The organism is Pseudomonas sp. FSL R10-0399 (genome assembly GCF_009600165.1).
GTDB classification, from domain to species: domain Bacteria; phylum Pseudomonadota; class Gammaproteobacteria; order Pseudomonadales; family Pseudomonadaceae; genus Aquipseudomonas; species Aquipseudomonas helleri.
Genome location: NZ_WIWK01000083.1, coordinates 1 through 21,201, shown reverse-complemented (window position 1 = coordinate 21,201; position 21,201 = coordinate 1). Strand labels below are relative to the sequence as shown.

General features: G+C 57.4%; 19 protein-coding genes and 1 pseudogene. 13 read left to right on the top strand and 7 right to left on the bottom strand.

All coding sequences use genetic code 11. The features are described from left to right. Positions 1–174: 174 nt before the first annotated feature. Positions 175–1,512 (top strand): serine hydrolase, encoded by a 1,338-nt coding sequence (locus tag GHO41_RS20725; RefSeq protein WP_153434526.1) that lies wholly within the window; start codon positions 175–177, stop codon positions 1,510–1,512. 9 nt (positions 1,513–1,521) lie between these two features. On the opposite strand, the gene GHO41_RS20720 is transcribed toward GHO41_RS20725, so the two are convergent. Then, the gene (locus GHO41_RS20720; protein ID WP_178126551.1) at positions 1,522–2,142 is read right to left on the bottom strand and encodes a LysE family translocator; all 621 of its coding nucleotides are present in this window, start codon (positions 2,140–2,142) and stop codon (positions 1,522–1,524) included. A gap of 146 nt (positions 2,143–2,288) precedes the next feature. On the opposite strand from GHO41_RS20720, the gene GHO41_RS20715 reads away from it, so the two are divergent. The 6 genes from GHO41_RS20715 (at position 2,289) to cfaB (ending at position 10,138) form a co-directional block, all read left to right on the top strand. Next, positions 2,289–2,762, top strand: a complete 474-nt coding sequence (locus tag GHO41_RS20715) for an Lrp/AsnC family transcriptional regulator (protein WP_371928987.1) — start codon at positions 2,289–2,291, stop codon at positions 2,760–2,762. Positions 2,763–2,896: 134 nt separating this feature from the next. Further along, positions 2,897–4,834, top strand: a complete 1,938-nt coding sequence (gene hflK, locus GHO41_RS20710) for a protease modulator HflK (protein WP_153434523.1) — start codon at positions 2,897–2,899, stop codon at positions 4,832–4,834. An 11-nt stretch (positions 4,835–4,845) separates the two neighbouring features. Beyond that, complete coding sequence (hflC, locus tag GHO41_RS20705) at positions 4,846–5,874, top strand: protease modulator HflC (protein WP_153434522.1); 1,029 nt, start codon at positions 4,846–4,848, stop codon at positions 5,872–5,874. Then, positions 5,871–6,929: a protease modulator HflK gene (hflK, locus tag GHO41_RS20700; RefSeq protein ID WP_048373514.1), complete on the top strand. Its 1,059-nt coding sequence runs from the start codon at positions 5,871–5,873 to the stop codon at positions 6,927–6,929. The genes hflC and hflK (GHO41_RS20700) overlap by 4 nt, the downstream gene beginning before the upstream one ends. Further along, on the top strand, positions 6,926–8,839 hold the full coding sequence (locus GHO41_RS20695; protein ID WP_048373512.1) for a cation-translocating P-type ATPase: 1,914 nt from the start codon (positions 6,926–6,928) through the stop codon (positions 8,837–8,839). Before hflK (GHO41_RS20700) ends, GHO41_RS20695 begins: the two co-directional genes overlap by 4 nt. A gap of 117 nt (positions 8,840–8,956) precedes the next feature. After that, complete coding sequence (gene cfaB / locus GHO41_RS20690) at positions 8,957–10,138, top strand: C17 cyclopropane fatty acid synthase CfaB (protein WP_048373509.1); 1,182 nt, start codon at positions 8,957–8,959, stop codon at positions 10,136–10,138. Here cfaB and GHO41_RS20685 read toward each other — a convergent pair. The 3 genes and pseudogenes from GHO41_RS20685 to GHO41_RS30790 form a co-directional block, all read right to left on the bottom strand. Continuing rightward, positions 10,129–10,611 carry a hypothetical protein gene (locus GHO41_RS20685; protein ID WP_153328742.1) on the bottom strand — a complete coding sequence of 161 codons (483 nt, stop codon included), beginning with the start codon at positions 10,609–10,611 and terminating at the stop codon, positions 10,129–10,131. The two genes, cfaB and GHO41_RS20685, sit on opposite strands and share 10 nt — an antisense overlap. Positions 10,612–10,746: 135 nt before the next feature. Continuing rightward, entirely contained in the window at positions 10,747–12,126 is a 1,380-nt protein-coding gene (gene cls, locus GHO41_RS20680) for a cardiolipin synthase (protein WP_371928986.1), read from the bottom strand. Further along, positions 12,125–12,205: pseudogene (locus tag GHO41_RS30790) on the bottom strand (hypothetical protein); the annotation flags it as partial. The gene cls and the pseudogene GHO41_RS30790, both read right to left, overlap by 2 nt. A gap of 115 nt (positions 12,206–12,320) precedes the next feature. On the opposite strand from GHO41_RS30790, the gene GHO41_RS20675 reads away from it, so the two are divergent. After that, positions 12,321–12,839: a DUF3617 domain-containing protein gene (locus tag GHO41_RS20675; protein ID WP_048373504.1), complete on the top strand. Its 519-nt coding sequence runs from the start codon at positions 12,321–12,323 to the stop codon at positions 12,837–12,839. Between the two features lie 50 nt (positions 12,840–12,889). On the opposite strand, the gene folE2 is transcribed toward GHO41_RS20675, so the two are convergent. Further along, positions 12,890–13,786 (bottom strand): GTP cyclohydrolase FolE2, encoded by an 897-nt coding sequence (gene folE2 / locus GHO41_RS20670; RefSeq protein ID WP_153434520.1) that lies wholly within the window; start codon positions 13,784–13,786, stop codon positions 12,890–12,892. Positions 13,787–13,935: 149 nt separating this feature from the next. On the opposite strand from folE2, the gene zigA reads away from it, so the two are divergent. From zigA to GHO41_RS20655, 3 genes are read left to right on the top strand one after another with little or no spacing between them, the layout of a single operon-like run. Then, positions 13,936–15,144, top strand: coding sequence for a zinc metallochaperone GTPase ZigA (zigA, locus tag GHO41_RS20665; protein ID WP_153434519.1), 1,209 nt, complete (start codon positions 13,936–13,938; stop codon positions 15,142–15,144). Continuing rightward, positions 15,141–15,791, top strand: a complete 651-nt coding sequence (locus GHO41_RS20660; protein ID WP_048373498.1) for a DUF1826 domain-containing protein — start codon at positions 15,141–15,143, stop codon at positions 15,789–15,791. The genes zigA and GHO41_RS20660 overlap by 4 nt, the downstream gene beginning before the upstream one ends. A gap of 40 nt (positions 15,792–15,831) precedes the next feature. After that, complete coding sequence (locus tag GHO41_RS20655) at positions 15,832–16,806, top strand: GTP-binding protein (protein ID WP_153434530.1); 975 nt, start codon at positions 15,832–15,834, stop codon at positions 16,804–16,806. Positions 16,807–17,029: 223 nt separating this feature from the next. Here GHO41_RS20655 and GHO41_RS20650 read toward each other — a convergent pair whose 3' ends face one another. After that, complete coding sequence (locus GHO41_RS20650) at positions 17,030–17,437, bottom strand: DUF3301 domain-containing protein (protein WP_048373496.1); 408 nt, start codon at positions 17,435–17,437, stop codon at positions 17,030–17,032. Positions 17,438–17,550: 113 nt separating this feature from the next. On the opposite strand from GHO41_RS20650, the gene pdxY reads away from it, so the two are divergent. Then, on the top strand, positions 17,551–18,423 hold the full coding sequence (pdxY, locus tag GHO41_RS20645) for a pyridoxal kinase PdxY (RefSeq protein WP_048373495.1): 873 nt from the start codon (positions 17,551–17,553) through the stop codon (positions 18,421–18,423). A 109-nt stretch (positions 18,424–18,532) separates the two neighbouring features. On the opposite strand, the gene GHO41_RS20640 is transcribed toward pdxY, so the two are convergent. Further along, positions 18,533–19,018, bottom strand: a complete 486-nt coding sequence (locus GHO41_RS20640) for an acyl-CoA thioesterase (protein ID WP_048373808.1) — start codon at positions 19,016–19,018, stop codon at positions 18,533–18,535. 287 nt (positions 19,019–19,305) lie between these two features. Between GHO41_RS20640 and GHO41_RS20635 the strand changes: the two genes are divergently transcribed. Further along, positions 19,306–21,066 carry a cation:proton antiporter gene (locus GHO41_RS20635; RefSeq protein WP_048373721.1) on the top strand — a complete coding sequence of 587 codons (1,761 nt, stop codon included), beginning with the start codon at positions 19,306–19,308 and terminating at the stop codon, positions 21,064–21,066. Positions 21,067–21,201: the final 135 nt, after the last annotated feature.

Genomic DNA, 21,201 nt, shown 5'->3' with positions numbered 1-21,201 from the left:
GCCATCGTTAACGACCATCGCGAGCAAGCCCGCTCCCACAGAGGCAGGTTCACTGCCACATGAAGCTATACAAGCTAACCTCTCATACCGCAGGGTAGTGCGCGGCTATGGGTTGGTAATGGAACAATCAACTCAGCGCTTGGCCGGGTCTCGTTCCTTTATTGAGGCGTTTGTATGCTTAAGCATTTGTTCAAACCCGCACGCACAAGCGTGGTGTTCTTGCTGTCTTGTCTGGCAGCGTCCATTGCCTGTGCTGGCGATAAAACAACTTACCCCGATGCCGCCGCCAGTGACCCCAAGACCCTGGGCTGGATGGTCGGTGCGCCTCCGCCGCCTGACCGGATTGTGCGGTTTGCCGATGGCAGTTATTTCAAGTTTCCGGCCATGCGCTGGAGCGTTTCCAACTTCCGCCAACTGATGCCCACCACCAATGTGTCCCGTGGCTTGGGCGCGCCCGTGCCGTTGGCGCAGGCGTTACGCAGCGATATCGACGCCCTGACGTTTACGCCCCTCGGTGGGCAAAAACCGATGACCTGGGAGCAGTCGCTGGCGGCCAATTACACCGACGGCATTGTGGTGCTGCACCGCGGCAAAATTGTCTATGAGCGGTATTTCGGCGTGTTGAGCCCCCAAGGCCAGCATGCCGCCATGTCCATGACCAAATCGGTGGTGGGCACAATGGGCGCCATGCTGGTGGCCGATGGCACGCTGGACGCCAATAAAAAAGTGGCGGATTACGTGCCCGAGTTGGCCAAGTCCGCCTTTGGCAGCGCGACGTTGCGCCAGGTGCTGGACATGACCACCGGGCTTAAATTCAGCGAAGACTATGCTGACCCCAACGCTGAAGTCTGGAAGCACGCACAGGCGGGTAACCCGCTGCCCAAGCCCAAGGATTACACCGGCCCGCAAACGTACATGGAGTACTTGCAGACCGTGCAACCCGAGGGTGAACACGGTAAAGCCTTCGCCTATAAAACGGTGAACACCGATGTGCTGGGCTGGGTGATCGCCCGGGTCACCGGGAAAAACGTGGCACAACTGTTGTCAGAAAAAATCTGGCAGCGCCTGGGCGCCGAACAGGATGCGTACTTCTCTGTGGACTCCATCGGTACGCCGTTTGCCGGTGGCGGGTTGAACTCCGGGCTGCGGGACATGGCGCGGTTTGGTGAGATGATCCGCAATAACGGCCAGTATCTGGGCGAGCAAATCGTGCCCAAGGCCGTGGTGGATGATATTCGCGCAGGTGGCGATAAAGCTGCGTTTGCCAAAGCCGGTTATGACCTGCTCAAAGGTGGCAGTTATCGCGACATGTGGTGGGTGACGCACAACGCCGATGGCGCCTTTATGGCACGCGGTGTGTATGGGCAGCGCACCTACATCGACCCTAAAGCCGAGATGGTGATCGTGCGCTATGCGTCCAATCCGATTGCCGGCAACGCGGCAAACGACCCGGTGACCATCCCGGCATTCGAGGCGCTGGCCAAGCACTTGATTGCCCACCCGCAGCCTTAAACCTGCGGCTCAGGCCTGTTGAACGAACGCCAGGCGCAAGGCGAAACAGATCAACAGGCTGCCAAATAACCACTGTTGAACACGCTGTGCCCGGGGGCTGTTGTTGAGCCATTGACCCAACGAGGCCCCGGCCATGGCGTAAAGGCTGTCAAACATCAGGCCGACGATCACCAGCACCACGCCCAAGCCAAAAAACTGCGCGCCCACGGTGCCTGCCTGGTTGTCGATAAATTGCGGCAGCAGCACCGAGCAAAACAGTAAGGCCTTGGGGTTGAGCAGGTTGGTCAACACGCCACGTCGCAGCGCGCCAGCCCAAGTCAATTCAGGTTCTTTGACCACGCCCGTGGCGAGGGTCAAGTGGGTGAGCATGCCGGGTTTGAGCATGCGCACGCCCAGCCACACTAAATAAGCTGCGCCGATCAAACGCACGCCATCAAAGGTCCAGGGCGCTGTTTTAAACAGTGCAGCCAAGCCCACCGCGGCCAGAAAAACATGGCAGGCCCGGGCAATGCCCAAGCCCAACGCGGTGCTGAGGGCCAATGCGCGCCCATGTCGGGCACCGGTTTGCAGCAGCAATATCATGTCCGGCCCGGGCATCAGGTAAATCACAACCAGCGCAATCAGAAACATCCCCATGGCGACCCATCTCGATAGCAGGTGAGCCACGATTTTAGGGGGGAAGGCACGCGCAGGTGGTTGCGTATTCAGCCTCAAGAAGGTCTAGTCTTGGCAGAAACCACCTTTTTGATCATCAAAAGAATTTGAATATGCCAAAAATAAAATTGGATGCTTTTGACCGGCGCATTCTCGACGCCTTGCAGCGTGATGGGCGCTTGAGCAATGTGGACCTGGCCGACGAAATTGGCCTGTCTGCGTCGCCGTGTTTGCGTCGGGTTCGGTTGCTGGAAGAGGCGGGGGTGATTCGCGGATATCAGGCCAATCTGGATCGCGATGAGGTCGGTTTGGGATTGACGGTGTTTATCGGGATCAAGGTTGAACGCCATCACGAAGATGAGGCGGAGGCGTTTCGTGTCGCTGTAACGGCATTGCCAGAAGTGATTTCGGCTTTTTTGGTGTCAGGAGAATCTGATTTTTTATTGCAGGTTGTGGTGCCAGACTTACGCGGGTATGAGCGATTTTTAACCGGCGTGTTGCTCAAGTTGCCGGGTGTCAGTGATATTCGCAGTAACTTTGCGATCCAGACGGTCAAGGCGCCAGTTGTCCTGCCGCTCAATCATTTACCGGTTTAACCGCTTTCAAAAACGGCCCACGTTTCGGACTGTTTATCCCCGACTTCGCGCCAAGATGAAGATCGCTGGTCGCCCGCAGAAGTTTCACATTGTTTGTTATATCGTAACTATATTCATCAAACAGTGGAGCTTCCATGCGTGTCGATTTAGATGCCGAGGAGGGTGGCCTTGAGTCTTTGTCTCGTTTTCAAAGTGCCACCGTTCAGGCGCGTCAACTTTTTCAGTTAGGCGTTGGACTGGCCGCCCTGGCAATCATGCTCTGGACGGTCGGTTTTTTTATTGGTCTTTTTGCCCCGAGTTCGTTGTGGCCTGCACTGCTCAATAACAACGTCGCTGCGTTGTTAGTGGTGGCGGCAGGGGCGCAATCGGCGTTTTGGGTGGCGGACTGGCGCAAGGCAGCGCTCAATCCTGCACCTGAATTGATCGAAGAACAGCCCGCCGAGCCGCTCAGTGCCTACGAGCGTTTTTGCCAAAGGTTGAGTCGCGGGTCGCATCGGTTTTTGGCCTCGATCGGGGCGCCGGTCTTTTGGCTGGCGGGCGTCGGCGGCCTGGCCGTGTGGTGTGTGCAGCACAGTTGGGACGTGTCGCTGGCCGGTGCCGATTTAGGCACGGGCGGGCGAGTGGTCGCCGGAGTGGCGGTGTTGCTGGCGTTTGTATTGCTGGTGTTCGAACGCTACCTGGCGCAGCAACCCGAAGCACGCTGGCCGGAAGCCCGCTTACTGGCACCGCTGGTGCGTGTGCCGATCCTGACTTTTTTGCTCAGTGCGTTATGTCTGCTGTTCAGCAGCGCCGAGGCCGAATGGCCCGCTCGCCTTGCAGTATTGCTGGGCGTGCTGCCCGCGGCGGTGGCGATTGAGTTAATCCTTCGGGCCGTGGCGGCGATTTTCAGCCCACGCCGCGATCGGCTTGAACCGCGCATGATCGCGCAGAGTTTTATTGCCGGGATGCTGCGCTGGCCACCGCAACCGCTGCTGGCGCTGCAGCACGAATTGCATAACCGGTTTGGCATCGACCTGCGGCAAATCTGGGCGTTCAGCTACATGCGCAAAGCGTTCCTGCCGGTGCTGGCGGTGATCGTCGCGGTGGGCTGGATACTCAGCGGTGTGAATGAAGTCCCGTTGCAAGGACGCGGCATTTACGAACGTTTTGGCAAGCCGGTTGAAGTGTTCGGGCCGGGTTTGCACGCAGGGCTGCCTTGGCCGTTGGGCCGGGTGCTGATGGTCGAAAACGGGGTAGTGCATGAGCTGGCGACCAGCACCGAGTCGGCGGCGGACCCTGTGCTGGCGTCGGCTGACGGCTTGCCACCGTTGACGGCCAACCGCTTGTGGGACGCGACGCATGTGAATGACAAATCCCAGGTCATTGCCAGCGGTGGCGGTGACAAGCAGGGCTTTCAGATCGTGAACATGGACGTGCGTTTTGTGTACCGCATCGGCTTGAGCGATCAAGCCGCGATTGCCGCGACGTACCACAGTGCCGATGTGCCGACGCTGATTCGCAGTACCGCGAGCCGCATTCTGGTGCACGACTTTGCCTCGCGCACCCTCGATGATTTGCTCGGCGAACAACGTACCGAGTTGGCCAGTGACATTGGCCACGCCGTGCAGGCCGATCTGGATTCGCTGGGCAGCGGCGTCGAGATTCTGGCCACGGTGGTCGAGGCGATCCATCCGCCTGCCGGGGCGGCCAATGCGTATCACGCCGTTCAGGCGGCACAAATCAGCGCCCAGGCCTTGATTGCCCGCGAGCGTGGCGCGGCCAGCGAGCAAGCCAACGTCGCGCAATTGCAGGCCAGCATGGCGCTGGACCAGGCCAATGCTTCGGCGCGTGAAGTGAACGCGACGGCGCAGACCTCGGACCTGCGTTTTGGCGCCGAACAAAAAGCCTACCGCGAGGCCGGTCACGCCTTTGTTCTTGAGCAGTATTTGAGCCAGCTCAGCCAAGGCATGAACAACGCCAAACTTTTGATTCTCGACCACCGCCTTGGGGGCAACGGCAACGCGCCGACCCTCGATCTGCGTTCTTTCACGCTGCCGGCCGATCCTGTCGCGCCGCGTAAAGCTGTTCAGTAAGGAGCTTTGTTTTGAGCCACTCACACGATCATCACGCGCACGGCGGCCACCACCACGGCCACGCGCATCACGGCCATCATCACCACCATCATGTTGACGAACATGAGCCGAGCCCGTTCCCATGGCGGCGCATGGGCTGGGCCGCTTTGCTGGTTTTATTTGCCGTGGCAGCCGCCAGCCTGGTGCAGGTGCGTTCCGGCGAAGCCACTGTTATCACCCGTTTCGGTAACCCGGCGCGGGTGCTGCTGGAGCCTGGGTTGAGCTGGCGCTGGCCCGCACCGTTTGAAGTCAGCGTGCCGGTAGACCTGCGTTTGCGCACCACTTCCAGCGGCCTGCAAGACGTCGGCACCCGCGACGGCCTGCGCATTATCGTGCAGGCCTACGTGGCCTGGCAGGTGCAGGGCGATGCCGAAAACGTGCAGCGTTTTATGCGCGCGGTACAGAACCAGCCCGATGAAGCCGCCCGGCAAATTAGGACCTTTGTCGGCTCGGCGCTGGAAACCACAGCCGCCAGTTTTGATCTGTCCAGTTTGGTCAACACCGATGCCAGCCAAGTCAAAATTGCCGACTTCGAAGCGCAACTGCGTCAGCAAATCGAACAGCAATTGCTCAGCACCTATGGCGTGCGTGTGTTGCAAGTTGGGGTTGAGCGGCTGACGTTGCCGTCGGTCACGCTCACCGCCACGGTCGATCGCATGCGCGCCGAGCGTGAAACCATCGCCACTGAACGCACTGCGGTGGGCAAGCGCGAAGCGGCACAAATCCGTTCGGCGGCCGAGCGCGATGCGCGCATTCTGCAGGCCGATGCCAGTGTGAAAGCAGCGGACATCGAAGCGCAGTCGCGGGTCGAGGCGGCGAAAATTTATGGTCAGGCGTACGCCAGTTCGCCAGAGCTGTACAACATGCTGCGCTCGCTCGACACGTTGGGGACCATGGTTAACCCCGGCACCAAAGTGATTTTGCGCACCGATGCGGCGCCGTTCCGGGTGTTGGTCGATGGGCCGCCGTCCATGGAGAACAAGGCTGGGTCGCATCCATGAGTGGCTCATCTGAAGACACGCCACGTGTCAGCAGCCCGTGGCAACAAGCGGGGCGTTTAGCGTTTTTGGGCTTGTATGCCGTGACGGTGTTCGCCGCCGTGGCGTGGGGTGTGTCGAATGTGCGGCAGATCGATCCGCAGAACCGCGCAGTGGTGTTGCGCTTTGGTGCGCTGGACCGCATCCAGAATGCCGGCTTGCTGTTGGCCTGGCCGCGGCCTTTTGAACAAGTGGTGATTGTGCCTGCCGCCGACCGCGTGAGTGAGCGTCGGATCGAAAACCTGCTGCGCTCGGACAGCGCTCTGCAGGCGGATCGGGTGGCCACTTTTGCCACGCCCATCAACGATGCCCTGGCCGGCTCAGGGTATTTGCTGACCGGTGATGCGGGCGTTGTGCAACTGGATGTGCGGGTGTTTTACAACGTCACCGACCCTTATGCCTACGTGCTGCAAGCAGAGCATGTGTTGCCTGCGCTGGATCGTGTGGTCACCCGCAGCGCGGTGGCGCTGACTGCCGCGCGGGATCTGGACACTATTTTGGTGGCGCGCCCGGAGCTGCTCGGCAGCGATAAACAGTCGGCGGAACGGCGTGAGCGTTTGCGCGGTGATTTGGTGCAAGGCATCAATCAGCAACTGGCGGCGCTGACGGCAACGGGGCAGGGCATTGGTCTGGAGGTAGTGCGGGTCGATGTGCAATCGAGTTTGCCGGGCCCGGCCGTCAACGCGTTTAACGCGGTGCTGACGGCCAGCCAGCAAGCCGATAAAGCCGTGGCCAACGCGCGCAACGATGCCGCTAAAACGACCCAGAACGCCACCCAGGAAGCCGACCGTACGGTTGAGCAAGCTCACGCCCAAGCCAGCGAACGATTGGCCTTGGCGCAATCGGACACGGCGGCCATCGTCAATTTGGCCAAGGTACAACAGGCCGGTAATGACCCTGGTTTGTTGCTGCGTTTATACCGCGAGCGGGTGCCAAAAATTCTCGGGCAGGCGGGCTCTGTGACCACCGTTGATCCTAAAGATGATTCCCGTCTGATTATTCAGGGAGCCGAACAATGAGTACGTCTGCAACGCAACCCGTGGTCAGCATGCTGAGCAGCGCCGAGCAACGCAGCGCTGCGCGGCAACTGACGCTGGCGATGTTGGCGCTGGGGTTGCTGGCCTTGGGGCTGGTGTGGCGCTGGTTCATGCCCCTGCAAGTGGGCACCAGCCAATTGTTATTGGGGTTTGCCTCGTTGTTGGTGGCGGTGCCGGTAATGCGTTCGGCGTGGTACAGCCTGCGTTATCCGAGCCTGCACGGCATCACCGATCAACTGATCGCCCTGGCGATGTTGGGCGCGTGGGCCACCGGCGATTTGCTGACCGCTGCACTGTTGCCGATCATCATGATTTTTGGCCACGTGCTGGAAGAGCGCAGCGTGATCGGTTCGCAAGAAGCCATTCATGCGCTGGGCAAACTGACCCGCAGCCAGGCGCGGTTATTTCAGGCCGACGGCCGTTTGCTGGAGGTCGACAACAGCACGCTCAAGACCGGGGACCAGGTTGAAGTGCGCGCCGGGGATCGTGTGCCGGCCGATGGTGTGGTGTTGGCGGGCCAGGCCAGCCTCGACACGGCGTCGATCACCGGGGAATCGGTACCGCTGGAAGTCAGCGTGGGCATGCCCATTTACGGGGGGGCGATCAACCTGGACGGCCTGCTGCGCGTTGAGGTGACACGCACCGGTGAAGAGTCGACGCTGGGCAAAGTCATTGCCCTGATGCAAAACGCCGAACGCGCCAAGCCGCCGATCACCCGTTTGCTTGAACGCTATGCGGGCGGGTACATGGTGCTGGTGTTGATGATTGCCGCCGTGACCTGGTTTATCACCAACGATGCCCAAGCCATGCTCGCGGTGTTGGTGGCGGCGTGCCCATGCGCGTTGGTGCTGTCTGCACCGGCCACCGCCATTGCCGGGATCGCCGTGGCGGCGCGTCACGGGATCTTGATTCGCAGCTCGGCGTTCCTTGAAGAACTGGCAGATTTGACCTCCCTGGTGGTGGATAAAACCGGCACCCTGACCTACGGCACGTTGCGCCTGCAAGCCATCGACACACCGCTCACGGAGCATCAGACGTTGCTGCAACTGGCCGCCAGTTTGGGCGCTGCCAGCAGCCATCCGGTGAGCCGGGCGTTGGCCGGGCTGGTCAGCCATGACCAATTGCTGACGCTGGAGGATGTGCGCGAGCGCCAGGGTTTGGGCGTCGTGGCCAGAACCGCACAGGGCGAAGCGGCGTTGGGGCGGCCGGAGTTATTCGACCAATTGACTATTACCACAACCCCGGTGCCGGACCATGATGGCCCTATTGCAGGTCTTTCATTGGACACACAGTTTCTTGGCTGGTTATTGTTGGCAGACAGCGTTAAGCCCGAAGCCCAACAGGCGCTGCGCGAATTGCGCGAGCTGGGGCTGGGGCGTCAGGTCTTGCTGACGGGTGACCGGCAAAGTGTGGCGGACCATTTGGCGCAGGCGGTGGGCATCAGTGAAGTACAAGCCCAAGCCTTGCCCGAAGATAAATTGAAGCGTGTACTGGGCGAAATCGACAGTGGCTTCAGGCCCATGGTGGTCGGTGACGGGATCAACGATTCGCTGGCACTTAAAGCCGGCGTGGTGGGTGTTGCGATGGGGGCGGGCGGTGCGGACATTGCCCTGGCGTCATCCGACATCGTGTTGATCGGCAGTGACTTGCGGCGTTTGGGAACGTGTGTACGACTGAGCCGTGAATGCCGGCACACCCTGCAGGTCAATGTGGTCATCGGGCTGGGCTGGACACTGGCGATTGTTGCCGCCGCTGCATTTGGTTGGTTAGGGGCGGCTGGCGCCATGATTGCCGCGCTGCTGCACAACTTGAGTACGTTATTGGTGTTGGGGAATGCTGGACGTTTGCTTCGTTTTCATGAGCCGTTGGTGGCGTCAGAAACGCCGCAGTAAGGGTCTGAAAATGCATCACGCACGCTCTGGCTTCTGGCTGTCAGCTCACTGAGCTGACAGTTTCGGTTAATCGACTACCCTATAGTTTCGATGTCTGAATTGAAGGAGGACTTACTGATGCTCGCGCAACTGCCACCGGCTTTACAGAAACTTCATCTTCCATTACGCCTTAAACTTTGGGATGGAAACCAATTCGATCTAGGGCCAAAGCCTAGTGTCACGATTGTGGTCAAAGACCCGCAATTGGTTGCCGAGTTTACCCACCCCAGCCTTGATCTGTTGGGCACCGCTTTTGTTGAGGGGAAGCTTGAGCTGGAAGGCTCCGTCAAAGAAGTGATTCGTGTGTGTGATGAGTTGAGCCAAGCGCTGGTGGAGGAAGAGGACACTCGACCTACGCGTATTCACCACGACAAAGAAATCGACGCCGCTTCCATCTCTTACCACTACGACCTGTCCAATGATTTTTATCAGCTGTGGCTTGATAAGGACATGGCCTATTCGTGTGGCTATTTCGAGACCGGCGAAGAGACCCTTGATGAAGCTCAGATAGCCAAGTTTCGCCTGCTGTGCCGCAAGTTGCGCCTGAAGCCGGGTGAGTATTTGCTCGACGTTGGTTGTGGCTGGGGCGGGTTGGCGCGTTTTGCCGCACGCGAGTACGGCGTCAAAGTTTTCGGCATTACCCTGAGCAAAGAGCAACTGGCGTTGGGCCGTGAACGCGTCAAGGCCGAGGGCCTGCAAGACAAGGTCGACCTGCAACTGCTCGACTATCGCGATCTGCCGCAAGACGGCCGCTTCGACAAAATCGTCAGTGTGGGGATGTTTGAGCACGTGGGGCACGCCAACCTCAATGAGTACTGCAACATCCTGTTCAACGCGGTGCGTGAAGGCGGCCTGGTGATGAACCACGGTATTACCGCCAAGCACACTGATGGCCGTCCGGTTGGTCGTGGGGCCGGTGATTTTATCGACCGCTATGTGTTCCCGAACGGTGAGTTGCCGCACCTGTCGATGATCACCGCCGAGATCAGCGAAGCAGGGTTGGAAGTGGTCGACGTCGAAAGCTTGCGTCTGCATTACGCGCGTACGCTGGATCATTGGAGTCAGCGTCTGGAAAACAATCTGGAAGCCGCTGCGAAAATGGTCCCGGAAAAAACCCTGCGTATCTGGCGCCTGTACCTGGCAGGTTGTGCCTACGCGTTTGCCCATGGCTGGATCAACATCGATCAGATCCTGGCGACCAAACCGCATGCCGATGGCTCCATTGAATTGCCACCGACACGCGCGGATATTTATCGCTGACCGTGTGAATCCCACGTAATTGCAACAGGGCTTACTTCAGGGTTTATTTCCTGGAGGTAAAGCCCATGTTGCAGTGGGATGTTTTGATCCACCTGTGCCACGGCTTTCTGTTCGAAGGTCAGCCCCTTCTTTTTAAACACAAGATCATGACGCGCTACGTTTCCACCCCAGTCAGTTGAGGGCAAGGAGATGTAGCTGATCTTGTATTCCTCATCGGTAAACGCCCCTTCAACCACATAGGCGCCGTAGTGGTTTTCGCCTGGGGAAATGATCTTGTACAAGCCATTGTCGTAGTAGTACAGGATGGCTTCTTCAAAAGGCTTTTCGCTGTACATCTTCTTGTAGTGCAATCGATGAATGTACGTTGGCTTGCCGAACTCGACGGTAATGGCGGGGACGACGGGCGGCGGGGTGGTTTCAGCCTGAGCCAGCGACGTGATGCTGAACAGCAAACCCATCAGCGAAAATTTCATGAGTGTTGATCCTTATAGTGAGTAGCTCGGCATTGCACCGAGCTACGCAGCTTAAGGAGAGGCTAAGAGACTGTCTCAACGCGGGAGGCTTTTCGGACATGGCCGATCGCAGGTTCAGACATGTCTTACGTGCCCTTATAAAACCGGTGAAACCAGACGCGCCACACGCATACCCAGTTGCTGCAGGCGGTGAGTCGACTTGATGTCTTCACTGGTGATTTCGCGGCTCAACGCGAAGTCGTCCATGAGCATGTGTTCCACGTCGGCGGCGAACGCCTGGTCTACCGTCAGCAGCATCACTTCGAAGTTAAGACGGAACGAGCGGTTGTCCATGTTGGCGCTGCCAATTGCGCTGATCTCGTTGTCTACCAGCACGGCTTTCTGGTGGATAAAACCGGGCTGGTAACGGAACACCCGCACCCCTGCGCGAACCGCTTCGAAGGCATACAGGCTGGACGCTGCGAAGACGATCTTATGGTCGGGGCGCGACGGTATCAGGATGCGCACATCCACGCCGCGCAACACGGCGAGGCGCAAGGCGGAGAACACCGCTTCGTCTGGCACAAAGTAGGGGCTGGTGATCCACACCCGTTCATTGGCGGCATGAATGGCTTCGACGAAAAACAGCGAGCAGGTTTCGTAAGGATCGGCCGGGCCGCTGGCCATGAATTGGCAGAGCACGCCCGTCTCGGGGTAACTCTTGGGCAGGATCAACGGCGGCAATTGCCGCGATGCCCAGAACCAGTCTTCAGCAAACGATTCCTGCAAGCAGGCCACCACCGGGCCGCTAACTTCGACATGGGTGTCTCGCCATGGCGAGAGCGGAGGCTTGGCGCCTAGGTATTCATCGCCCACGTTATGCCCGCCAACAAAACCCAGCAGGCCGTCTACGACCACCACTTTACGGTGGTTGCGGAAATTGATCTGGAAGCGGCTGATCCAGCTGCCGCGTGTGGCAAAAGCGTAGATTTGCACGCCACCGGCACGCAGTGTTTCGCCATAACTTTTGGGCAAGGCGTGGCTACCGATGCTGTCGTACAGCACATACACCGCGACGCCTTCGGCGGCTTTTTCCAGCAAGAGTGTCTGTAGCTTCTTGCCGAGGTCGTCGTCGTGAATGATGAAGAACTGCACCAGTACAACTTTTTCAGCAGCGCGAATGGCTTTGAAGATCGCGTCAAAGGTGGCAGTACCGTTGATCAACAAACGCACGCTGTTATTCGCCAGGCACGGCATTCGCCCCAATCGAGGCATGGCGCGCAACGAACCGTATGCTTTGGAGTTCCGAGCGGTGAGGGCTTCTTCCACCCAGGGGCGCCAGTTCAAGTCACTGATGGCTTCACGCATTTCCTGATTGGCTTCGCGGCGAGCTTTGATGTAATCGTCAAAGGTGCTGCGGCCAAAGATCAGATACGGGATGAGCGTCACGTAGGGAATAAAGAACAATGACATGGCCCAGGCAATGGCGCCTTGTGCTGTTCTGACGGTTAACACTGCGTGCACGGCGGCAATCAAGCCTAAACTGTGGAGCAGTAATATCAGGTATCCAATGACGTGCGGGCCTAAAAAATCCATGCGTATCCTTACTCCTCAATGTCCAACCCTAAGTACAACAGACCGTGTTCTGATGCGAATGTGCTATTCAGCTTCGAGTGCAACACTCGCGATCATTCGGCGTCTAACGCTGACAATTCCATAGGAGTGACTTAATGAATGTTCGTCTGCTAGGGGTGTTTCTAGCGTGTGGTTTTTCGATCCCTGTGGCCCAAGCGCAAATGCTGCAACCGGGTCTGTGGGAAGTGACCTCGAGCAATATGCAGGTAGACGGCCAACAGTTGCCAGACCTGCAGGTAATGTTAGGACAGTTTCAGAACATGATGACCCCGGAGATGAAAGCTCAGCTGGAAAGCCAAGGCGTCACCCTGGGCGGTAAAGGTATCCGTGTATGCCTGACACCCGAACAGGTGCAGTCGGATGATATTCCGCTGGCTGATCCCAAGTCCGGGTGCAATCAGCAGATCACTGAGCGTAGTGGAAATCAGTGGAAGTTTCGCTTTAGTTGCCCAAATGCTCAGGGGGCAGGAGTCGCCACATTTGCCAGTGACCGTGAGTTCACCACGGCGGTGATCGGCTCATTCAATGCAACGGGCGTTGCGCAAAAAGGCAGCATGGACACGCGTGCTGTGTGGCTGGGGCAAAACTGCGGCGCCGTTAAACCCCGCACGTAATTCAGAGGGGCCGCGCAACGTGTTCCACGCGGCGCGACCCCTCCATTGGTTTAATGCGCTTTCCAGTTCCAGCGACTCTCTGCCACAGCGTCATGGCTGTGCAGACTTTCAGCGTGAACAACCTTCAGATTAAAACCCTGCACCCCTGGCACTGTCTTCAGTGCCACATTCAACCGCCGCGCCGCGTCCTCACAAAACATCAAGTTCTGCCCATTGGCCAAGGCGAAGGCTTGTTCGTCAGCACGTTTCACAGCGGTCTGTACGGCGGTGCCCAGCGCCGCTTCGGCCTCATCAATGATCACTTCGATCGGCAGGGCTCGCTGATCGCTGCTGAGCAGTGTTTGCAAAATCGCCGTACTTCTTTGGCTGTGAGGCGTCGCCACAATGCCTTGCGAACTGCCTAGCCAGGCTAAAACATCGGCGTGTTCTAACGGCTTGTTGGCGAAGTCATTCACGAATTGCTGCTGGATAAGTTGGCGAGCCAAGGCCGCCGAGCAGGGGCAAGTCGATGAGTAGTTCACTTCAATTTTTAGTTCCACGTGGAACATTCCGTTTTTCAGAGACGCATCGATGGTCACCGGGTAGGTCTTCCAACCACTCAGTGGGCTGACCAATGCCGGACGTTTTAACAGCATCTGGGTGTGGATTCGCAGGTAAGCACAGATCGATAAATCATCGTGACTGTCGAGAAATTGCTGCAAAATTTTTTTCAAAAGTAGCGGGTTCAGGTCCTGCGACTCGAGCATTTCGAGCGCTAAATAAAGTCGTGACATATGAATGCCACGCGCTTCGCCGTCGTCCAGACTCACGCCGGCGTCGGCTGTTGCCGTGAGCCGCTGACCTTCAATAACAATCGGCAAGGCAATGCCACACATCCCGACCCAATCCAGTGGAACAATTTGTCGGGCGTTTTGTGAAGCAATGTCGGGAAGGGTTAAAGCATTCATAAAGGTCTTCCATCGGGAGGTTGGGCTGAGTGTTACAAGATAACAATTCTGATGCTTTGTATTGTTATAATGTATCATTATCGGCAGGCCCGAATAGGGTCAGTCTTCAAGCGGGCGCTTTGACCTGCCAACCCTGATGAGGAAGTCCCATGCCTAAACGTTTACCAGTGACCGTGTTGTCTGGTTTTCTCGGTGCAGGAAAAAGCACCCTGTTGAATTACATTTTGCGAAACCGCGAGGATTTGCGCGTGGCGGTCATCGTCAATGACATGAGTGAAATCAACATTGATGGTGGCGAGGTTCAGCGAGACGTCAGCCTGAACCGAGCCGAAGAAAAATTGGTTGAAATGAGCAACGGCTGCATCTGCTGCACCTTGCGTGAGGACCTGCTGGAAGAGGTCAGCAAGTTGGCCAATGACGGCCGCTTTGACTATTTATTGATCGAATCCACGGGCATTTCAGAGCCGTTGCCAGTGGCTGAAACCTTTACCTTCCGCGATGAGTCGGGCCAAAGCCTGGCCGATATCGCCCGCCTGGATACGATGGTGACGGTGGTCGATGGCCTGAATTTTCTGCATGACTATCAAGCCGCAGAAAGCCTGGCATCCCGTGGTGAGACCTTGGGCGAGGACGATGAGCGCTCAATCACTGACCTGCTGATTGAGCAAATCGAATTCGCTGATGTGATTTTGATCAGCAAAATTGACCTGATCAGCAGTGTCGAGCGCCAGGAATTAATCGCCATTCTTGAGCGTTTGAATGCACACGCCGAAATCATCCCGATGGTGATGGGTGAAATTCAGCTGACAAAGATTCTTGATACCGGCCGTTTTGACTTTGAACGCGCAGCTCAAGCGCCGGGTTGGCTGCAAGAATTGCGCGGTGAGCACGTGCCTGAAACCGAGGAATACGGCATTGCATCGACGGCCTATCGCGCGCGGCGTCCGTTTCATCCCGAGCGTTTTTTTAACTTTATTGATCGCCCCTGGACCAACGGCAAATTGCTGCGTTCCAAAGGCTTTTTCTGGCTGGCCAGCAAGTACCAGGAAGCGGGCAGCTGGTCACAGGCCGGTGGTCTGATGCGCTACGGATTTGCCGGGCGCTGGTGGCGTTTTGTGCCCCGTGAGCAATGGCCGCAAGACGCAGAAACCAAAGCAGAAATTCTTAAAAAATGGCTGCCGGAGACTGCCGATTGCCGTCAGGAGTTGGTGTTTATCGGTCAGCACATCGACTTTGCCCTGCTTTCGGCCGAGCTGGATGCCTGCCTGCTCACGGACCAGGAAATGGCCCTCGGCGTAGAGGGCTGGCAGCAACTGAATGATCCGTTCGGCGACTGGTATGACGAGGTGGCGGCATGAGTAACGTTGTACGACTTATCCGGCCGTTGGTCGGACATGTTAGTGGGCAAACGCCCGAAACCATGACGCGAATCCTCGATGATGAGGTCAATCTGGCTATTTGGCAGCGCCAATTACCAGTGCACATCAGCCATTTTGCAGAGCTGTTGCTCTCGCTCGGTGAACCGCTGGCGGATGCCTTGGTGCTTGAGATGGGCGATGAAAATGCCCAGCCCAACCTCAAGGGCCTGGCCTCCCGATTTAACGATCTGGACGGCTATGAGGGCTTCATTGCTGATATTTCCTGGCTGGTCAGTGCCTACGCCTGTTTATTAGGCGCAAAACGCGTGGGCCTGCGTCTCAGGGCCTTGGATAAGGCCATGTGCCCACGGTTTCACGTCGACCATGTGCCTGTCAGGCTTATTACCACGTACGCAGGGCTTGGGAGCCAGTGGTTGCAGGAAGGCGTGATGAACCGTCGTCATCTCGGTCAGGCTCAGGCAGAACCCGCCGAGCCATCGCGTATTGAGCAGGTGAACACCGGTGATGTGGCGTTGCTCAAAGGCGAGAAATGGCAAGGCAACGAGGGTGCGGGGTTGATTCATCGTTCTCCGGCCCTGGCAGACGGTGAGCGGCGACTGATTTTGACCCTGGATTGGTTGGCCTGAGGCATATTGCTGCTTTCGATCAAAACAGAAGCTGGCGATGATGTTGCAGAACATTCCTACCCACGTAATTGCCGGGCCTTTGGGTGCCGGCAAAACCAGCCTGATTCAGCACCTGATGACGCAAAAGCCCGCCGACGAACGCTGGGCTGTACTGGTCAATGAGTTCGGCCAAATTGGCCTGGATGCGGCCCTGATGGGCGCTGGAAGCGACGCCATAGCCATTGCTGAAGTGGCCGGTGGTTGTGTGTGTTGCGTCAACGGTGCGCCGTTTCAAATCGGTTTGAGCCGTCTCTTGCGCAAGGCCCGCCCTGATCGCTTGTTTATCGAGCCGTCGGGGTTGGGACATCCCGCGCAAATTTTAAAACAGCTCAGTGAGGCGCCCTGGTTGGGTGTTTTGGCGTTGCAGCCATGCGTGATGGTGCTCGATGCACAGGCGATGGCTCAGGGAAAAACGCTCCCCGAAACCCAGCAAACAGCCCTGAAAAGTGCCGGTTTATTGGTCATGAATAAATCTCATAGTGTGCAAAAAGAACAACGTGAGCAGATTGCATACGGCCTGCCAAAGTGCCCGATTTTATGGGTCGAGAATGGCCGAATCCCTTTAAAATCGCTGCCTGCAGCCGACATGAAAGATATTCATCCTGTGGATAAGTCATTGATTTATAAGGATATTATTCAGGTTGGCAGTGTTTTTACTGATCCCGGAATCCCTATTCAGCAGGCTCAGCTTCAACCTGAAGGCTGGAGTGTGGGGTGGCGCTGGCATGCCTCGCGGCAATTTGATGTGAGTCGCTTGCAAGAGTGGCTGAAAAGCCTCGATTGGCGGCGCGCCAAGCTGGTTGTCAGGGCTTCAGAGGGCTGGTTTTCGAGTAATTCTGTGGATAACTCGCTGCAATCCTGGAAACCCAGCGAGTGGCGCCAGGATTCACGCCTGGAATTGATCTTTGAGCAGCCGCAAGACCTGGATGTGCTCCGCGCCGGGCTGGAAAGTTGCCTGATAAAGGCAGAGGGCTGAGCCAAGAAGGGCCTGAAACCCAGTGTTTACGGGATTTTGTGCTGGTAAAATTGTCTTACAATTTAAACTGTGTGCAGCCGATTTATCGCCTAAAAATCGGCGCGAGGCTTCTAAATCAAGGGTTTCAGCGAAGTTATCCACAGGCGCTCTCAACTCGCGTCTTTCTGGACAACCAGAAGATCGCGAGGCAAGCGCAGACAGATGCGGACGTTATGAAGGCGACTCAGTGGCGGGTCTTGCTGTGTTCCTGGCGCCATTGGCTGAGTTCAATCACCTGAGCGCTGTGCACGACCGCTGGCTCAGGTTCTTCCTCGGCCCTGACCGGGTAGGGCGGCAGGTCAATTTTGGCGCTATGGGCGCCGAACTGAGTGATGGTCCCGGTATGGCGCTGATCGCCAGTGACCGTAAATTCGAAGTTATACACACGGGCCAAGCGCTTTTGCCCATTGGCATCAGCGATAAAGCCAATTTTTTTCAGCGCCACGTTGTCATCGAGCAACTCAATATCGAGTTTTCGACAATGCTGTTTGACCCGTTCGAGCGCACGCTCACGCAGGCCGTGGTTGTGCCACAGCCAGGCAGCGCCCGTTGCCAGCAGCATCAGCACAAACATATTTCCCAGGGTCAGCATTCAATGCGCTCCAACAGATTGGGTTCAGCTTAACTGTGTCTTCAGCCTGTCGTACAGGTCATGTTTAGTCGCATACTGCGTGGCTTGAATCCACCCGCAGTATGGAATCCGGCATGAAACGTACACCTCACTTACTCGCCATCCAATCCCACGTGGTTTTCGGCCATGCCGGCAACAGCGCAGCTGTGTTTCCTATGCAGCGTGTTGGCGTGAATGTCTGGCCTCTGAACACGGTGCAGTTCTCTAACCACACTCAGTATGGTCAGTGGGCGGGCGAAGTGTTGGCCCCAGAACAAATTCCTGCACTGGTTGATGGCATTGCTGCGATTGGCGAGCTGGGCAACTGTGATGCCGTCCTGTCGGGCTACTTGGGCAGCGCGGCACAAGGGCGGGCGATTCTGCGCGGCGTGGCCCGTATCAAGGCCACCAACCCGCATGCGCTGTATCTGTGCGACCCGGTGATGGGGCACCCGGAGAAGGGCTGCATCGTGCCGCAGGAGGTAAGTGATTTTCTGCTCGACGAAGCGGCCGCCGTCGCTGACTTCTTGTGCCCTAATCAGTTGGAGCTGGACAGCTTTTGTGGTCGTGCGCCGCAATCACTTTTCGATTGCCTGGCGATGGCGCGCAGCCTGTTGGCGCGTGGGCCAAAAGCGGTGTTGGTGAAGCATTTGTCGTATCCCGGCAAGCCTGCAGAAAGCTTTGAGATGCTGCTGGTGACTGCCGAGGGCAGTTGGCACCTGCGCCGCCCGCTGCTGGCCTTTCCGCGTCAGCCAGTGGGCGTGGGCGATCTGACGTCCGGGTTATTCCTGGCGCGCGTGTTGCTGGGTGACAGCCTGGTGGCGGCCTTTGAATTCGCAGCGGCAGCGGTGCATGAAGTGCTGCTCGAAACCCAGGCCTGCAGCAGCTATGAGTTGCAACTGGTGCGCGCGCAAGACCGCATTGCCCACCCGCGTGTGCGGTTTGAGGCGGTGCCGATCAGTTTGTAGGCTGCCACTTTCGCCAATGCCGTGCAGGAGCGAGCTTGTCTCGCGATCTTTTTAATCGTTTAAAAGATCGCGAGGCAAGCTCGCTCCTACAGAGGTTGGGTGGTGTGGCTTAGAGCGTTTCGTCTTTCAATTCGCGATAGCGTTGTTCCAGTTCCTGACGGATCTGGCGACGTTGCTTGCCCTGGATAAAGCGGCGTTTATCTTCGCTGTTCAATGGCTGCAGAGGCGGTACAGCCGCCGGTTTACGGTCGTCATCAACCGCCACCATGGTGAAGAAGCAGCTGTTGGTGTGGCGCACTGAACGTTCACGAATATTTTCGGTGACCACTTTGATCCCGACTTCCATCGAGGTGTTGCCGGTGTAATTGACCGACGCCAGGAAGGTCACCAGCTCGCCGACATGAATCGGCTCACGGAAAATAACCTGGTCCACCGACAAGGTGACTACATAACGTCCTGCGTAGCGGCTCGCGCAGGCGTAAGCGACCTCGTCGAGGTACTTGAGCAGGGTTCCGCCGTGAACATTGCCAGAGAAGTTGGCCATGTCCGGGGTCATCAAGACCGTCATCGACAATTGGGAGTTTCCGGGTTCCATAGCAGCAGGCTCGCGGTTGTGTTGCAGCAGTGAAGTGGGCATCTCTGCGGACGCTTTGTGATTTTTTGAAACAGTTAATAACGGGACGCTGTCGCTTTGGCTGTCGTCACGCTCTGTTGTATCTGTTTCCATATATTGCACCGCCTTTCAGCCAGAAGTCGCGCTGTTAGCGTGCAAATGTCCTTCGTTCGGACAATTCCTACACTTAAAACTATCGAGATGCGCAGCGTATCAAGCTGGGCCTGTCGTTTTGTTGCCGGGCAAAAATTATAAAGGAGCGTCACGCCATGCATGCCATCAGCTTTATCCAGGATTTGGCAGTCATCATGCTGGTCGCAGGCGTGGTGACTATTCTGTTCCACCGGTTCAAGCAGCCGGTGGTGCTGGGTTACATCGTGGCAGGTTTTATTATCGGCCCGCACACCCCGCCTTTTGGCCTGATTCACGATGAAGAAACCATCAAGACCCTGGCCGAACTCGGGGTGATCTTTTTGATGTTTTGCCTGGGGCTGGAATTTAGCCTGCGCAAACTGTTCAAGGTCGGGGCTACCGCGTTTATCGCAGCGTTTATGGAAATTACGCTGATGATCTGGATCGGCTACGAAATTGGCCGCTGGTTCGACTGGAACACCATGGACTCGCTGTTCCTGGGCGCGATCCTGGCGATTTCTTCGACCACCATCATCGTGAAAGCGCTTAACGACCTGAAGATGAAAAACGAGCGCTTTGCGCAGCTGATTTTTGGCGTGCTGATCGTGGAAGACATCTTGGGCATCGGGATCATTGCCTTGCTCTCGAGCATCGCCGTGAGCGGCAGTGTGAGTCCGGAAGAAGTCTTTTCGACGGTCGGCAAATTGTCGCTGTTCATGATCGTCGCACTGGTCATCGGCATCTTGCTGGTGCCGCGCGTGCTGGCCTATGTGGCCCGCTTTGAAAGCAACGAAATGCTCCTGATCACCGTGCTGGGCCTGTGTTTTGGCTTCTGCCTGCTGGTGGTCCGGCTGGAATACAGCATGGTGCTGGGCGCCTTCCTGATCGGCGCGATCATGGCTGAATCCCGTCAGTTGCTGAAAATCGAACGCTTGATCGAGCCGGTGCGTGACTTGTTCAGCGCGATCTTTTTTGTCGCCATCGGGCTGATGCTTGATCCGGCCATTTTGATGGAGTACGCCTTGCCGATCGTGGTGATCACCGTCGCGGTGGTACTGGGCAAGATGCTTTCGTGCGGGCTGGGCGCCTTTATCGCCGGTAATGACGGACGCACCTCACTGCGTGTCGGGATGGGGCTTTCACAGATTGGCGAATTCTCTTTCATCATTGCGGCGCTGGGCATGACCTTGCAGGTCACCAGCAGCTTCCTGTACCCCGTAGCGGTCGCGGTATCGGTGCTGACTACCTTGATGACGCCTTACCTGATTCGCGCCGCAGACCCGCTCTCGCTCAAGCTGTCGCACGTGGTGCCGGGGCGTGTGTCACGGGTGTTTGGGTTGTATGGGGAATGGCTGCGCAGCATTCAGCCGCAAGGCGAGGGGGCTTTGCTCGCGGCGATGATCCGCAAGATCTTGCTGCAGGTGGGCGTCAATTTGGCCCTGGTGATCGCTATTTTCTTTGCCGGCGGCTTTTTCGCCCCGCGGATCGCGCGTTACCTACAGGGCTGGATCCTGGAGCCGAGCTGGCAGAAAGGCATCATCTGGGGCCTCGCCTTGCTCCTGTCGCTGCCGTTTTTGATTGCGGCGTATCGCAAGCTCAAAGCGTTGTCGATGTTGCTGGCCGAGATGGGCGTTAAACCGGAAATGGCCGGGCGGCACACACAGCGTGTGCGTCGGGTGATCGCTGAAGTGATCCCGATTCTGTCGTTGCTGGTGATTTTTCTGCTGCTGTCAGCCTTGTCGGCGAGCATCTTGCCGACCAACGAACTGCTGATCGTGATTGCCGTGGTGGCAGCGGGCGTTGCGGCGGTGTTGTGGCGCTGGTTTGTGCGTATTCACACGCGTATGCAGGTGGCGCTGCTGGAGACGCTGGATAATCACAAGGAAAGCAGCCACTGACAGCTGTGTAGGAACGAGCTAGTCTCGCGATTTTTTGATCGTTTAAAAGATCGTGAGGCAAGCTCGCTTGTGTCTTCGTTGGAGTTAAGGTGTTAGGTGAGAGGGGTGGACGGCAAGCTGCTAGCTCGCGGTGCC

Coding starts and splice junctions, on each gene's coding strand:
- GHO41_RS20650 (WP_048373496.1), bottom strand. CDS start 17,437: ATGCTGACCCTGGGAAATATGTTTGTGCTGATGCTGCTGGCAACGGGC.
- GHO41_RS20635 (WP_048373721.1), top strand. CDS start 19,306: ATGCATGCCATCAGCTTTATCCAGGATTTGGCAGTCATCATGCTGGTC.
- folE2 (WP_153434520.1), bottom strand. CDS start 13,786: ATGAATGCTTTAACCCTTCCCGACATTGCTTCACAAAACGCCCGACAA.
- GHO41_RS20660 (WP_048373498.1), top strand. CDS start 15,141: ATGAGTAACGTTGTACGACTTATCCGGCCGTTGGTCGGACATGTTAGT.
- GHO41_RS20695 (WP_048373512.1), top strand. CDS start 6,926: ATGAGTACGTCTGCAACGCAACCCGTGGTCAGCATGCTGAGCAGCGCC.
- cfaB (WP_048373509.1), top strand. CDS start 8,957: ATGCTCGCGCAACTGCCACCGGCTTTACAGAAACTTCATCTTCCATTA.
- GHO41_RS20725 (WP_153434526.1), top strand. CDS start 175: ATGCTTAAGCATTTGTTCAAACCCGCACGCACAAGCGTGGTGTTCTTG.
- zigA (WP_153434519.1), top strand. CDS start 13,936: ATGCCTAAACGTTTACCAGTGACCGTGTTGTCTGGTTTTCTCGGTGCA.
- GHO41_RS20655 (WP_153434530.1), top strand. CDS start 15,832: ATGTTGCAGAACATTCCTACCCACGTAATTGCCGGGCCTTTGGGTGCC.
- hflK (WP_153434523.1), top strand. CDS start 2,897: ATGCGTGTCGATTTAGATGCCGAGGAGGGTGGCCTTGAGTCTTTGTCT.
- pdxY (WP_048373495.1), top strand. CDS start 17,551: ATGAAACGTACACCTCACTTACTCGCCATCCAATCCCACGTGGTTTTC.
- GHO41_RS20720 (WP_178126551.1), bottom strand. CDS start 2,142: ATGTTTCTGATTGCGCTGGTTGTGATTTACCTGATGCCCGGGCCGGAC.
- hflK (WP_048373514.1), top strand. CDS start 5,871: ATGAGTGGCTCATCTGAAGACACGCCACGTGTCAGCAGCCCGTGGCAA.
- GHO41_RS20640 (WP_048373808.1), bottom strand. CDS start 19,018: ATGGAACCCGGAAACTCCCAATTGTCGATGACGGTCTTGATGACCCCG.
- GHO41_RS20685 (WP_153328742.1), bottom strand. CDS start 10,611: ATGAAATTTTCGCTGATGGGTTTGCTGTTCAGCATCACGTCGCTGGCT.
- GHO41_RS20675 (WP_048373504.1), top strand. CDS start 12,321: ATGAATGTTCGTCTGCTAGGGGTGTTTCTAGCGTGTGGTTTTTCGATC.